Origin of the sequence: Aquiflexum sp. (assembly GCF_041749095.1) — a bacterium.
GTDB lineage: Bacteria > Bacteroidota > Bacteroidia > Cytophagales > Cyclobacteriaceae > Aquiflexum.
Genome location: NZ_JBGTCA010000361.1, coordinates 1 through 14,529 on the forward strand (window position 1 = coordinate 1; position 14,529 = coordinate 14,529).

A 14,529-nucleotide genomic window follows, 5' to 3' on the forward strand; every position below is an offset into this window, starting at 1 on the left:
TGTGTTGGTGCATGCTTCCCATAGAGAGGGTTTCCCCAATGTCTTATTGGAGGCAGGAGCGATGCAGGTTCCTGTGATTTGTTCTGATATCATTGGCAACCTGGATATTGTCACCAATAAAAAAACAGGTTTGGTTTTCCCCGTCAGGAAGACAGAGGTTTTGAAAGATGCGCTTGAGTTTGCCTATGTGAAAAGAGATTACATGCAATCCTTAGCGGATAACCTTTTTGAGGAAGTGACTGCAAAATATGAGAGAGGAAATATGCATCATTTGATTTTGGAAGAATACAGCAAATTTGTCCCCCAAGAAAAAATCGAGATGAAATAACAGGTTTAATCCAAATTAATTAAGGATTTGGGTTACATATTTTGAAATTATTTGTTTTTTTGGTTATTCAATTTTAATAAAAAATAAGATGAAATATCTGATTACCGGTACTGCCGGATTTATAGGCTTTCATGTCGCCCAATATCTTTTAAAAAGAGGTGATGCCGTCGTCGGTCTTGATGTGATCAATGACTATTATGATGTCAATCTGAAATACAGGAGGTTGGAAGAGTGTGGAATTGACAAAGATCAGATTTCATTAGGGAAAGCAGTCCATTCCGGCAAATATGAGTCTTATACTTTTTATCAAATGGACCTCTCTGATAAAGAGACCATGATGGCAATATTTGAAAAAGAAAAAGTGGATGTGGTCATCAATCTTGCTGCCCAAGCTGGCGTAAGGTATTCATTGACCAATCCCGATGTATATATTCAGGCCAATATTCAGGGATTCTTAAATATTCTGGAAGCATGTCGGGCCTATCCTGTCAAGCATTTGGTGTATGCTTCTTCCAGTTCTGTTTATGGTGCCAATACCAAAATGCCCTTTGCCACCAACCATAACATTGACCATCCGGTAAGTTTGTACGCCGCCACCAAAAAATCAAATGAACTGATGGCGCATACCTATAGCCATTTATTCAATATTCCCACTACCGGGTTGCGGTTTTTTACGGTTTATGGACCTTGGGGCAGGCCGGATATGGCTTTGTTCCTGTTCATTGAGGCAATCAAAAAAGATGAACCGATTCAGGTATTCAACCATGGTAAAATGAGAAGAGATTTTACCTACATAGATGATATTGTTGAAGGAGTTGTCCGGGTAGCTGATAGACCTGCTACTCCAAACCCGGAATGGAACGGCGATAACCCCGAACCCGGAAGTTCTTATGCGCCTTATAAAGTTTACAATATTGGCAATTCCAGTCCGGTGGAATTGATGGACTATATCGGTGCGTTGGAAAAAGCCTTAGGTAAAACAGCAAAGAAAAACATGTTGCCGCTGCAACAAGGCGATGTGCCCGCCACTTATGCGGATGTTACAGACCTGAAAAGAGATACAGGTTACAAGCCCAATACCTCAGTCGAAGATGGAGTCGCCAAATTTGTGGCCTGGTACAATGAATTTTACGGGAAATAAATTCTTAGATAATTGCCAGAAATGGATATCCGCTTCTTTGCCAGTAACCCAATATTCTACTACAGACAAGACGGATCCCGATAGCTATCGGGACGAAGTCGGAAGACCGATGTACCGTACATTTCAATCTTTTGACAAGAATTATATTGAATTGCCATTTTACTGGCATCTTTGCGTACATACATATTGCCAGATTTTGGCATAATTTTACAATTTTCCAATCTTCCAATTTTCCAATATGAAAAAAAATATACTCATCACAGGTGGTGCCGGTTTTATAGGCTGTCATGTAGTGAATCTTTTTGTAGAAAAATACCCTGATTACAATATCATCAACCTCGATTGCCTGACCTACGCCGGGAATCTTGAGAATCTGAGAGAAATTGAAGAAAGTCCAAATTACTTTTTTGAGAAAGTAAACTTATTGGATGTGGCTGAATTAGAAGCTGTTTTTGCAAAACATGCAGTTACAGATGTAATCCATTTGGCTGCCGAATCCCATGTGGACAGGTCCATTACAGATCCTTTGGCTTTTGTAAAGACCAATGTAATAGGCACGGTTAATTTGCTGAATGTAGCAAAAGCTTATTGGGGAGATCTGGAAAATCATTTGTTTTACCATATCTCTACCGATGAGGTATATGGATCATTAGAGGATGGAGGCTTCTTTACAGAAACTACCCCTTACGATCCCCAATCACCGTATTCTGCATCCAAGGCTTCTTCTGATCATTTTGTAAGGGCTTATGCCAATACTTATAAAATGAAAACCGTCATTACCAATTGCTCCAACAATTACGGCCCCAATCAATTTCCTGAGAAACTGATTCCCCTTTGTATCCACAACATCAAAAACAACAAGCCTTTGCCTGTATATGGTAAAGGAGAAAATGTCAGGGATTGGCTGTATGTTGTCGATCATGCCAAAGCCATTGACCTGGTTTTCCATCAGGGTAAGACAGGTGAGACCTATAATATTGGAGGCTTCAATGAATGGAAAAACATTGATATCGTTCAATTGCTTTGTCAAAAAATGGATGCCAAACTCGGCAGGGAATCGGGCACTTCAGAAAAGCTGATCACTTATGTGAAAGACAGGGCAGGCCATGACCACCGCTATGCCATTGACGCCTCAAAAATCCAAAAAGAACTTGGATGGGAACCTAGCCTGCAATTTGAGGAAGGAATTGAAAAAACCATCGATTGGTATTTGAAAAATGAAGACTGGCTGAATAATGTGACCTCAGGCAATTATCAGAAGTATTATGAGGAGCATTATGGGGGGTGATAGATAAAGTTGTTAGTTTTCCAAATTATCAAGTTTTTTTAGTATTTCTTCGCAGTTGAAGGTCATCACCTTTCTCAAGTTACCCCCTCTAGGTGAAGAATAAACCTTCGGCGGTGACTGGGTGAAGTTTGCAACTTCACCTTTATATTCTTACCAATTTGTAATTGGCCAATTTCGCAGTTGAAGCTCTTCACCTTTCTTGAGTTAACTCTTGAGACATGAATTGCAAATTTATTCAAATAAATAGGCGTAGTTTCAAACTAGGCCTAGCGTCAACACCATTCTACAACCAGAAGGGGACAGCTCCAAAAAGCTTCCCATCTTTCATTTTGTATTATTCTCAGATTAAATTATTCTGCATACTTTTGATCTCGGACGACAGTAATAAAAAACTATAAAATTCTCATGGCGGTTAAATTAAAACTGAATTAATAATTCTATTGCTATGCTATTGGTCTTCAAATCCAAAGTAATCAGAAACAGCATTGTAATCCTGCCAATCAATGTCCGGCAATTGGATTCTTCCATTTACTGTGGAATTGGCGACAATCTTGAATACACGGATACTTGAATAAAATTCACCAGGACCATTAACCCTGTCTATTCTTAAAACAGATGAATTTGTTGCAGGAATTTGAATGCTGCTGTATTGTGTAAAATTTAATTGTCCTGGTCCTGGAACTGGAAAAATATTCCCAGAAATGCTTACCAAAAATGGCAATAACATAACACGCTCCAAAACTTCTCCAGATAAAAGTGGTATTGAGACTGATATAGTTTGAACTACTGAAAAGTTAACTTGACCGAAAGTATACAAGGTAACATTGGCGTTTCCAGTATCGCCTTTGTCCCCTTTAGGCCCAGCAGGTCCGATTGGTCCTCTTTCACCGGTAACCCCCCTTTCACCTGGAACTCCCCTTGGCCCTTCGACACCTTGAGGTCCTTGGGGACCAGTTGCTCCGACTTCTCCTGGAATACCGTCCTGACCCTTCGGACCTTCAGGTCCTTCACAAGACAATGTCACAGTAATAATACATACTACCCAAAATACAGATAGTAACTTTCCTAAAATTAATTGATTCTTTTTCATTGTTTTAAAATTTAGTTTTTGAATGTTAGTGTTAGAATAAAGATAAAGATTTTGCTTTTAAAATCTGAATCACCCAAAGCTAAAATTCAGGGGGTTGTTGATGGGAAGGAACACATTAATGCCATGAACTACAAAATAGCTCACCTACCTATTAATCTGTGATTCCTCTAACTCGAATTGTTTTTTACTTAAAGAATGTGATGACCTTTTTCCTTTTAAAAATTTGATGTACAACTTGAAGTTTGAAGTGAAATTTCCACTTGATTTTTCTACACATTGAAATGCCCCCATTAAGTGTCTAACTTTATAAAATATAACATTAAGTTAATATTTGTAATGGTCTTCATTCCCTGTATTATCATCAGCCCCATCCACATAAATAATGAATAGACCATGTCATTATGTAGGAAATCTGAATAACGGATAACATTTTTGGTGGAGTCTTTTGGGAACCAAGCCTGCAATTTGAAGAGGGGATCGAAAAAACAATTGATTGGTATTTGAAAAATAAAGACTGGCTGAATAATGTGACCTCAGGCATTTACCAGAAGTATTATGAGGAGCATTATGGGGGGTGATAGTAAATGGGGAGAATCAAAATTTTTATACAAAATAAAAAAACCACCATAGTTAGTCTATGATGGTTTTTTATTGTAATTTTAAATCACCCTACCTTATTTCCACTTTCTCAATTTCCTTGAAAATATCAATTTTGGTATTTCTGGCTTTTTCTTCAAATGCTTTCCAGTCATTTTCGAAGAATTCATTCCATACTTTCAGCGCCTCTTCAGCACTTTCTTTGGCATGTTGCAACAACCTGTCCTCAGTTGGTCCCGGAGCTTCATAAGAGGAGTTTGCGTAGCTTCTTGGGGCATATAATCTGGTCATGGTAGATGGGTACAAATTCCTGACAATTCCCTGCCCTTCTCTCGTAGGTCCGTAGAAAGCTTCTCTTGTGCTGTCAATTTTCTTCTTCGTCTCCTCAGCAAGTTTTACCAGTTCTTTTACTTCTTCATCGTCAACACCTTTGGCGAAGGTCAGAATTTTGTCCACTGTATTTTTGGCATCGTCAAGCTGTCTTGTGGCTTTCATGACTTTGGCGGATAATACTTCTGTCTGCTTAATGAATTCTTCACGTGCTTTTAGGCTTGCCATATCAGTCTTTATTCTTGGATCCGTATGAACTACTATTGAGCCCTTAGAACTCGTGTCACCGTATTGATAGACTACTTTGTAAGTGCCGGGAAGCGCATCACCTCCGCTTGGTTCAATGAATCCGCGACTACTTGAACCTTCACCGTCTCGCCTAGGTGGAGTATCCCCTGAGTATTTGCGATCTAGATTCCAGATTACCTGATTGACGCCATGGGTTGGCAGTTTTTTGATGGTTCTGATTTGTTGACCCGCTGCATCAAAAATGGAAACAGTTACGGAATCCATCTTTTCTTTTCCGGGATCATTGATCACAAAATTTAACCTTCCGCCCAATGGCCTGTTTTCAGCAGCATATTTGCCGTTCGCAGGAAATCGCTCTCCATGTGGCTGATGGATTTCCGCCTGATACGCATCCGGTGAAGGAACTGCAGTGATTTTACCGGCAGGTGCCTTGCCTTGGTTTTTGGCAAAGATTCTCAAGGGCCTGATGTCATCCAACACATAAATTGAACGTCCAAAAGTCCCGATCACCAAATCTGCTTCTCTTTCCTGTATGACCAAGTCATAAGTTGAAACAGCATTTGGATAGCCATGTCTCCATTGATTCCAGGTCCTGGCATTGTCAAAACTCACATACAATGCGAATTCTGTTCCCAGGAAAACCAAGTTGGGTTCAACAGGATCCTGAATGATGGAAAGTGTATATCCCCAAACTTTATTATCATCAGCTATCCTTTCGTAGGTATTTCCATAATTTTTGGTTCGATAAACATAAGCAGAGAAATCATTGTTCCTGTAGTTGTTGGCTACAATCCAGGCTTCCCCTGCATCATACTTTGAGGCCTGAATCTGGGGAATCCAACTCGCTTTTGGTAAACCTGTGAGCTTGGCTGCAGTATTGGTCCATGTTTTTCCACCATCTCTGGTTACCTGTACATTGCCGTCATCGGTACCTACCCAAATCACATTTTTATCCACTGGACTTGGTGCAATGGCAATAATGGTAGTGTGAATTTCTGCACCTGTGATATCAAAGGTCAGCCCACCTGTTTCTTGCTGTTTTTGTTTTTCAGGGTCATCGGTTGATAGATCCGGGGAAATGATTTCCCAGGTTTCTCCACGGTCTGTGCTTTTGTGTAGAAATTGGCTACCGTAGTAAATCGTGGCTGCATCATGTGGATCTTGCGCCAATGCTGCATTCCAGTTGAATCTTAAGAAGACGTCTTTATCCGGATGAGTGGGTTTGATTGTCCTTTTATGACCTGTTTTTTTGTCAAATCGGGTGACATTTCCTCCCTGTGACATGGAATAGCCATACCTGGAGTTTTCCGGATCTGATACGACATCAAAACCATCACCGAATTGGATCTCCTGCCAATAGGTATTTCTGATACCATCCTTTCTCCAAACATAGGCTGGTCCTACCCAGCTACCGTTGTCCTGAAGTCCACCATAGATATTGTAAGGCACTTCATTGTCCACGTTGATATGATACCATTGTCCAACGGGAATGTTTTCGGCAAAGTACCATGTTTTCCCTCCGTCACGTGTAATGTTCAGACCGCCATCGTTTCCATCGATCATGAGATTTGGATCATTGGGATTGATATACCAGGCATGATGGTCCGGGTGAACACCTTCATAAGTAAGCAATTGGGTGAAAGTACGCCCTCCATCTTCACTCATACCTACTCTGGAATAAAGTGTATAAATTCTGTCCGGATTCTTGGGATCAGCATGGATCTCAAAATAGTAAAAAGGCCGATCACCGATTTCCGGTTTGTCATTTACCATTTTGAAATTATCTCCACCATCTTCTGAAACATACAGGGCATTCTTGGTAGATTCTACCAAAGCATATACTTTATTGCTATTGGCTTTGGAGATGGCAAGACCGCTCCTGCCCAAAGTGCCTTTTGGCAGGCCGTTTTTATCATCCAGTTTTTTCCAGTTGTCACCGCCATCATGGGTTACAAACAAACCTGACGATGCTCCACCTGAATTGAAAAACCATGGATAGCGACGGTGCTCCCACATATTGACAAAGATCTTGTTGGGATTGTTCGGATCCATGATCATTTCACCGACACCTGTTTTGGTATCTGTATAAAGAATCTTATTCCAGGTTTTACCTCCGTCTGTGGTTTTATAGACACCTCTTTCCTCTTGTTCTCCCCAAGGCGAACCAATAGCACCGACAAAAACTGTATTGGGATCATCGGGATGTACGATTATTCTGTGAATAGCCCTGGTTTTTTCCAGCCCCATCATTTGCCATGTTTTACCTGCATCCAAAGACCTGTAAACGCCATATCCCATATTCAGGGAATTTCTTGGGTTGCCTTCACCGGTTCCTACCCAAATGATATTTGGGTTTTTCTGGTAAATGGAAATGGCACCGATCGAGTGGACCTTTTCCTCATCAAAAATCGGTTTCCAGGTGAGACCTCCTGAGGTGGATTTCCACAGACCACCCGAAGCTGCGCCGGCATACATGATTGTAGGATTGTCATCCACGGCATCTATGGCTGTAATTCTTCCGCTCATAGCAGCAGGGCCAACATTCCGGGCTTTCATTTCTTTGAACTGACTCATGTCAATTTGTTGGGCGATAAGGCTGAACTGCGGACTAAAAACCAGCAGCAACATCCCCAATCCCAAAAAACAAATTTGGGTGAATATTCTTTTTTTCATTTTGAAGTTTAAGTTTATAGTGATTAAATAAGTGCAATTTGGGACAGGAAAATATTGATTTTAGTTTAGAGGGGATATTCTTTTGATAGGTGGAATATAGATTAGGTAGCCTTTTCAAAAATCATTTTGTCTTTGGTTTTTCTTTTCTATTATTCTTGGATAAATCATTGTTGGTATTTCAAAATGACTAAAAGTTGAAATAAATTGTACAATCTTCGTTCTTATTCCAAGGAGACGGGATTATTGCCATCAGTGATTTCTTTCCTTGCATTTGAGGAAATAAATCTGAACTTTGCACACGAAAAAGTAGGTTAAAACTTTATGAAAAATATAGTTGTTTTTGGATTCTGTATCGCTCTTAGTTTTGGAGCTAAAGCGTCGGAATTGGTATTGAGAGATTCTGTTGGGATTGAAAAAGTCGGAGATAAAACCTTCATTATCCATCAGGTAGAGGAGAGAGAGACCTTATTTGGTATTTCAAGAAGGTATCAAGTGGCCGTCAATGAAATCATTCAGAATAATGCGCAACTTCAGGATGGTCTCAAATTGGGACAAAGGATTAAAGTCCCTTTTATTGCCAAAGCTGTATTGCCTGAGGGGGCTAAGCTACATAAAGTAGAACCTGGAGAAACTTTGTTTGCCATCTCTAAAAGGTACAATGTAACGGTTAGTGATGTTTTGAAATGGAACAACCTTCAGGGAACTGATCTGAGTGTTGGCCAATCCTTGATAATTGAAGGTGTAGCAGAAAAAGCAGTAGCACCACAAAAAGCTGCTCCTACGACTCCTGCTTCCACAACTCCTGTTCCTTCATCCTCAGAAAAGCCTGTTGTTTCCAAATCTGGAAATGAAACCATTGCGAAGCCAGCAGAAAAAGCTGTTGAAGAAAAACCGGTGGCAAGTAGGAATCCTGAGAGCATTGGAGCAAACCTACCAGGTGATTGGATTACCCATTCCGTAGGACAAGGGGAAACCCTTTTTGCCATTTCGAAAAAATATGATGCAAACATGGAGGATATCATTACCTGGAATGCGCTATCCTCTAATAATATCTCCGTGGGCCAAAAGCTCAAAGTAGGAAGGGAGGCCAATTCAAATGTACCTGTAATAACTTCCTCTGTCCCCGTAATCATCAACAATGAAAGGACAAATGCTACTTTAAGCAGTCGAGGATCAGACGAAGATGATAACACAGCTTACAAAAACATAAAACAAACAGGTCTTGCTGAATTGATAGAAGGGACCGGAAACCACAAAAAATATTTGGTACTGCACAGAGATGCTCCTGTCGGGACAATCATGAGAGTCAGAAATGAAGAAAATGACATCACCATCTTTGCAAGGGTTGTCGGAAAACTTCCTGAAACAGGTGACAACACCAGGTTGATCATTAAACTTTCCAAGGCTGCCTTTGAACAACTAAGAGCTGTGAATGCCAGATTTCCTGTTGAAATCTCATATTGACTTAGGTAGAATGAAAAAGTTGCAATTAATCTTCCATCATTTTTTCAGGTTTATTTGGAATGTCTTTTTTGTAATATCCTATCCCATAATGGCCACTTTTGGCCTGGTTTTAATTGGTTTAACCTATATCTTTTCCGGGATATCAAGATTATTGGCAGGATTGAGAAGTGGAAAAGACAATATCGAGGTCCTTGAATCGGATTGGAAACCTTTAAACCAACCTAATGGCCTGCTGGAAGCTAAAATGTACAAACAGATTATGTTTGGACCTTCGTGTTTTGAATTGAGGAGAACTGATGGAATACCTTCTGTACTTCAGGATTTTTATTTTGGAAGTAAAGTCAGGTTTATGGATGAGGGGATTTTACTTGAAAGATGGAATTCCACAGATTCCAAAGAACTGCCCGACTTTGATATCTGCCTTTATGACCCTGATTCTGATAGGCTTACACCTTTGACCAATATCAAATGTTTTGACTGGCATCTCTCAGAGAAAAAAGGCAATAATCTACTTTTCAAATGGTTTGACGGAATTCAGGGCGGAGAAGTGAAAGTTGCCCTGTAATGGATATCAGAAGTTTTTTAGACCAAAAGGTAATCCAATATAATCAACATAGTTTTATCGAATTGGACCCGGTTTCGGTTCCGCGCCGGTTCAGTAAACCACAGGATATCGAAATTGCCGGTTTTTTTGCAGCAACATTAGCTTGGGGACAAAGGAAGACCATCATCAACAAATGTCTGAAGCTGATGGCTATTATGGATAATGCCCCGCATGATTTTGTCCTCAATCATTTGGAATCGGATCTCAAACCTTTTTTGGATTTCAAGCACCGCACTTTCAATGATTTGGATACGCTCTATTTCATTGATTTTTTTTCATGGTATTATCAGCAACATGAAAGTCTGGAAAATGCTTTTACCATTGGATGGACACCCGATAAGGACATTGTCGAAAATCTTCTTGCTAATTTCCATGATTATTTCTTTCAGCTTTCCCACGCCCCTAACAGAACAAGAAAGCATGTAACAACCCCTAAGAGAAATTCAGCATGTAAAAGACTGAATATGTTTTTGAGGTGGATGGTCAGGCAGGACGGTAATGGAGTAGATTTTGGAATATGGAAAACCATCAAGCCTTATCAATTGGTATGTCCTTGTGACCTCCATGTGGACAGGGTGGCAAGAAAACTTGGATTGATAACCAGAAAACAGACCGATTGGATGACTGCAAAAGAATTGACAGGTAAATTAAGGGAATTTGATCCTCAAGATCCTGTCAAATATGATTTTGCGCTTTTTGGGTTGGGAGTGGAGGAGAAGTTTTAAATGTATATATAATTACCCGTTATGATGTCAGTTACCTAATTTTCTTTGCTTTTTGTGACGGAAGTCGGAAGACCGAAGTTCGCATGAATTAACATTTAAACGGTTATAAGATTAGGATTCCATCTTTATAGGTAAGGATTCAGATAAGGATGTATTTATTTATCGGGTTTCCAGGAAGCAGGGTCTTTTCTCCATTCCACCAATGATGCAAGCGTGTTGTCATCAATATAATCATTGGCCAATGCCTGTGGTAACATGGCAGAATAATCACTCAGGCAAATAAGTTTCACACCGGCTTCTTCAAAATTCTGTTTGGCGATTTCAAAGCCATAGGTAAAAATGGCAACCATTCCAAGAACCTCAAAACCAGCTGTTTTTAAATCTACCACTGCTTTTAGGGAACTACCACCGGTAGAGACCAAATCTTCCACCACAACTACCTTTTGTCCGGGGATGACTTTACCTTCTATCATGTTTTTCATTCCGTGATCTTTGGGTTTGGATCTTACATAGATGAATGGCAGATTCAGTTCGTCAGCTAATAGTGCACCCTGTGGTATACCGGCTGTGGCCACGCCGGCGATTGACTCTGCTGTTGGAAAATGTTCTTTCACTGCTTGCGATAGACATAATTTTATAAAAGTCCTGACAGCAGGGTAGGAAAGGGAAAGTCTATTGTCACAATAGATGGGTGATTTCCAACCTGATGCCCAGGTAAAAGGTTTTGATGGCTGAAGCCGTATTGCTTCTATTTCCAATAGTTTGTTGGCTATTTCCGATGCGGTTTTTTTATTGAGTAATTCCATGGCTTAAAATTAAGGGATAAAAAGTAAGTGGGTATTGTGCAGGCTTAAATATTTTATGCATTTTTGAGTTAAATATTTTAAAAGCTACCAAGAAAATCCCGCCGGTCATGAAGATTTTTATCAATGATAAACCTTTGGATTTAATTACTCCTGAGGAACTATCTGCTGACAAAACTTTTGAATGTATCTATGACCATCCCGTGGATATTCCCGCTACAGGTGATTTTCATGATGATGTTCTTATCATAGAGCCGACAAAGGATGTCATCATCAAATTATTGTACCTTCTGCGTACCCGAAAGCTCAAACACCTTGACTCTGTCACTGTGGTAGCCAAAGATGAAGCGGTGATGAAATCATTTATCAAGAGCAGGTTTACAGTCATCAAAGCGGCAGGAGGAGTTGTGACCAAAGGAAATAAAGTCCTTTTTATCCATAGACTCAGCAAGTGGGATTTACCCAAAGGGAAGTTTGAAAAGGGTGAAACACCCGAAGAATGTGCCCACAGGGAAGTGGAGGAAGAATGTAATATCAAAGTCAAACTAGGGCCATTAATCTGTAAAACATGGCATACCTATACCCATGACAGGAAAAGCATTCTGAAAAAAACCTATTGGTATGCTATGGAATGCCTGAGTGACCTGGATATGAAGCCCCAAAAGGAAGAAGGGATAGCGGATATCAGGTGGATGGGCCACAATGAGGCAAAAACAGCACTGGTGAATTCCTACCCCTCTATGAGGTATTTGTACAAGAGATTTTTAAAACTTGTACCCAAGCTTCACAAGGTATAAGGAAGGTAACCTTGCACGTTCCCGCCATATCGGTGAACTTCCCGTATAATCGTGGAACTCACCGCTGCAAACTCAGGTGAGGTGATCAAAAAAACAGTTTCAAGGTCAGGATTGAGATTTCGGTTCATTTGGCTGATGGTATTTTCATACTCAAAATCCGTGGTATTTCTCAAACCCCGCACCAAGAAATTAGCCTGATATTTCTTTGCCAGTGTTGAAGTAAGTTCATTATATACCATCACTTTGACATTGGTATTGTCCTGATAAATCCCGGATATTTTTTTCACCATCAGGTCAATTTCAAAATACCTATTGTGTTTGGCCGAATTGTATCCTATTGCAATAATTACCTCATCAAACAGGTTGAGACTCCTCATGACTATGTCATGATGTCCTTTGGTAAAGGGATCAAAGGAACCTGGAAATATTGCGGTTTTCTTCATTTATCAAAGGTTTATGGAATTTCCCAATATGATTCAAATACCTCAGGTTTTTGGAATTTTTCCGCCCCATCATGGTACTGGACGTTTGGGCTTGGGGAAGTGATGTTAATGTTTTTGAAATATTGGGAAATCCATTCATTGTCAATTTGATGATGGCTAGCGTCACCAAATATTGTCAGTCTGAAATAGTTTTTATTGAATTCCAATTGGCCGGTAATTCCCATGACATATTTTAGCATATCCTCTCTATTGCTGATGTCAAACCTGTTGAAAAGAACGAATTCCTGATTGGAAAAGGCAGCAAGATAAAAATGGTTTTTTTGCATCAAAAGCAAAATCTCCTGGTTTAAAAAGTTAAATTTTTCTTTAAGCACATAAGATAGAAAGGAAACTGCTCCATGATTGAAACTGATATCAGATTTACCCTCTGAAAGCTGATCAGCCAGGTCTTTTCTGATGGATCCTACTAAATGTAAATTATTGCTTTCAAGACTAGTGTCAAAAACTTTGGAGTTTTCAGTGGGTTTGTTTGCGAAAAACAAAAACACCGACGATAAGGCCGGGTCAAAAAGAGGCCCCGGTATCAGCGAAAATGAGGAAACATAATTGTAAACCTTTATCGGTATGTCAAGATTTAGCAGTTCTTCTTCCTTAAGCTTGAAAGTAAGTAACCTTGGATTTTCGTAAGGCTGGCTTTGGATAGCCAGAATTTTATCATTTTGGTCTTTGGCAAAATAAAAATAATGGTCTTCAAATAAGAAAAGCGATAAGTTTGAAACCGATTGGATATCAAACTTATCGCAGTAAATTTTTTCTTCGAGAATATTATCAGTTCTTATAGCCAAGATTACTCCCAGTTTCCAGATGTGGAGGAATCAGTTCTTGAACCAACACGAAGAGCTTTTTCTTTATTGTTTACCCTTCTTTTCGGATTGATCGGGTCCGGATCTCTGATTTCAAAAACAGGAATTTGTCTTTGGTTTCTTTCTACTTTATCAGCAAAAAATTCGAATTGTTTTCCACCTGACCCAGGAACAATATGTAGGTTGTCTAGATTGAAGTTGGGATATTTTCTTTCGTTGAATAAGGAGTCCATCACATTTACTGAACCCAAGGTGTCCAATTCAACAATAATTTCTTCTTTACCATATTCCAATAGCTTGGTTGTTTCTTTCCTCTGTACCAACCAGATTTTTCCACTATCAATAAAGTTTCTCAATTCATTCCAAGATCCAGCGTACTCACTCTTTGTGGCTATATAAGCTGTTTGGGCATCTCTCAGCATTTGAAGTTTTTCAATAATCCTTGCTTCGATGGCCGCCATTCTTTTTTCTTCCTGCAATACGTCGTCTACACTTCTAAACAACATGTAACCGAGGCCAAGTGCTGCAATTAAGAAAACAACCGATAAAATTCTTGTTAGTGTCATTTTTTGGATTGATTTAATCTGTAAATAAAGTTGATGGTATTAGAGATGAGAATGCTATTTTATGTAATTATTTTCAAAATTAAAATATCCTTTCCATAATCTCACATCATTCATGGATTTTATTCCCCAAAATAGGTAGTGTTTTTCATCATTTTTGATAGAATTCAATTTTTTGATGTCCAAGAATACAATTTCAGAGATTAATTGCCGATCCTTAGGAAGCTCTGGATCGATACCCATTTTTAATTTACCACCCGTTTGTCGGACTTCAAAGTAAAGTTCCACGGCATGAAGTGGGGGCTTCAGGTATTCGTAAGTGCAAAGGAAATTTTCTATGGAAATTTCTATTCCTGTTTCCTCTATAAATTCTCTTTTAAGATTTTCAGTACTTGAGCTCCCAAATTTCATTCCCCCACCCGGTACATTCCAAAAGTATTTTCCGTTGCCCATGTTATGTTTTATCATTAAAATCTTATCATCTTGAATCAAAATACCATTTACACGTGTTCTTAACCTGCCTCCGAATTTCTCATGGATATCTTCTTCCAAAATTGCCATTTATCTCTTA

Annotated in this window: 14 protein-coding genes and 1 pseudogene; 8 read left to right on the forward strand and 7 right to left on the reverse strand. The window is 39.5% G+C overall.

Going from position 1 to position 14,529, the window contains the following annotated elements:
* From ACEW8O_RS16255 to rfbB, 3 genes are all read left to right on the forward strand, one after another.
* A partial coding sequence (locus tag ACEW8O_RS16255; protein ID WP_373495679.1) for a glycosyltransferase occupies positions 1-328 on the forward strand: 328 nt, incomplete at its 5' end.
* A gap of 88 nt (positions 329-416) precedes the next feature.
* A complete protein-coding gene (locus ACEW8O_RS16260; RefSeq protein ID WP_373495680.1) occupies positions 417-1,469 on the forward strand; it encodes an NAD-dependent epimerase in 1,053 nt (350 codons plus the stop codon).
* Positions 1,470-1,707: 238 nt separating this feature from the next.
* On the forward strand, positions 1,708-2,757 hold the full coding sequence (rfbB, locus tag ACEW8O_RS16265; RefSeq protein ID WP_373495681.1) for a dTDP-glucose 4,6-dehydratase: 1,050 nt from the start codon (positions 1,708-1,710) through the stop codon (positions 2,755-2,757).
* Positions 2,758-3,205: 448 nt separating this feature from the next.
* Here rfbB and ACEW8O_RS16270 read toward each other — a convergent pair whose 3' ends face one another.
* Positions 3,206-3,847 (reverse strand): hypothetical protein, encoded by a 642-nt coding sequence (locus ACEW8O_RS16270; RefSeq protein WP_373495682.1) that lies wholly within the window; start codon positions 3,845-3,847, stop codon positions 3,206-3,208.
* Between the two features lie 446 nt (positions 3,848-4,293).
* On the opposite strand from ACEW8O_RS16270, the pseudogene ACEW8O_RS16275 reads away from it, so the two are divergent.
* A pseudogene (locus tag ACEW8O_RS16275) lies at positions 4,294-4,425 on the forward strand (dTDP-glucose 4,6-dehydratase); the annotation flags it as partial.
* Positions 4,426-4,516: 91 nt separating this feature from the next.
* Here the strand turns inward: ACEW8O_RS16275 and ACEW8O_RS16280 are convergent.
* Positions 4,517-7,696, reverse strand: a complete 3,180-nt coding sequence (locus ACEW8O_RS16280) for a WD40/YVTN/BNR-like repeat-containing protein (protein WP_373495683.1) — start codon at positions 7,694-7,696, stop codon at positions 4,517-4,519.
* Positions 7,697-8,017: 321 nt separating this feature from the next.
* Between ACEW8O_RS16280 and ACEW8O_RS16285 the strand changes: the two genes are divergently transcribed.
* The 3 genes from ACEW8O_RS16285 to ACEW8O_RS16295 are packed head-to-tail and all read left to right on the forward strand — an operon-like array spanning position 8,018 to position 10,489.
* Positions 8,018-9,160 carry a LysM peptidoglycan-binding domain-containing protein gene (locus tag ACEW8O_RS16285; protein ID WP_373495684.1) on the forward strand — a complete coding sequence of 381 codons (1,143 nt, stop codon included), beginning with the start codon at positions 8,018-8,020 and terminating at the stop codon, positions 9,158-9,160.
* Between the two features lie 10 nt (positions 9,161-9,170).
* Positions 9,171-9,725, forward strand: coding sequence for a hypothetical protein (locus tag ACEW8O_RS16290; protein WP_373495685.1), 555 nt, complete (start codon positions 9,171-9,173; stop codon positions 9,723-9,725).
* Complete coding sequence (locus ACEW8O_RS16295; protein ID WP_373495686.1) at positions 9,725-10,489, forward strand: TIGR02757 family protein; 765 nt, start codon at positions 9,725-9,727, stop codon at positions 10,487-10,489. Before ACEW8O_RS16290 ends, ACEW8O_RS16295 begins: the two co-directional genes overlap by 1 nt.
* 155 nt (positions 10,490-10,644) lie before the next feature.
* Here the strand turns inward: ACEW8O_RS16295 and pyrE are convergent, their stop codons facing one another.
* On the reverse strand, positions 10,645-11,295 hold the full coding sequence (pyrE, locus tag ACEW8O_RS16300) for an orotate phosphoribosyltransferase (RefSeq protein ID WP_373495687.1): 651 nt from the start codon (positions 11,293-11,295) through the stop codon (positions 10,645-10,647).
* 107 nt (positions 11,296-11,402) lie between these two features.
* On the opposite strand from pyrE, the gene ACEW8O_RS16305 reads away from it, so the two are divergent.
* The gene (locus tag ACEW8O_RS16305) at positions 11,403-12,089 is read left to right on the forward strand and encodes an NUDIX domain-containing protein (RefSeq protein WP_373495688.1); all 687 of its coding nucleotides are present in this window, start codon (positions 11,403-11,405) and stop codon (positions 12,087-12,089) included.
* Here the strand turns inward: ACEW8O_RS16305 and coaD are convergent.
* The 4 genes from coaD to ACEW8O_RS16325 are packed head-to-tail and all read right to left on the reverse strand — an operon-like array spanning position 12,077 to position 14,519.
* Complete coding sequence (gene coaD, locus ACEW8O_RS16310; protein ID WP_373495689.1) at positions 12,077-12,532, reverse strand: pantetheine-phosphate adenylyltransferase; 456 nt, start codon at positions 12,530-12,532, stop codon at positions 12,077-12,079. The genes ACEW8O_RS16305 and coaD overlap by 13 nt on opposite strands.
* 11 nt (positions 12,533-12,543) lie before the next feature.
* Positions 12,544-13,377, reverse strand: coding sequence for a DUF3822 family protein (locus ACEW8O_RS16315; RefSeq protein WP_373495690.1), 834 nt, complete (start codon positions 13,375-13,377; stop codon positions 12,544-12,546).
* A gap of 2 nt (positions 13,378-13,379) precedes the next feature.
* Positions 13,380-13,961, reverse strand: a complete 582-nt coding sequence (locus tag ACEW8O_RS16320; protein ID WP_373495691.1) for a hypothetical protein — start codon at positions 13,959-13,961, stop codon at positions 13,380-13,382.
* Between the two features lie 54 nt (positions 13,962-14,015).
* Positions 14,016-14,519, reverse strand: a complete 504-nt coding sequence (locus tag ACEW8O_RS16325; protein WP_373495692.1) for an NUDIX domain-containing protein — start codon at positions 14,517-14,519, stop codon at positions 14,016-14,018.
* Between the last annotated feature and the right edge of the window lie 10 nt (positions 14,520-14,529).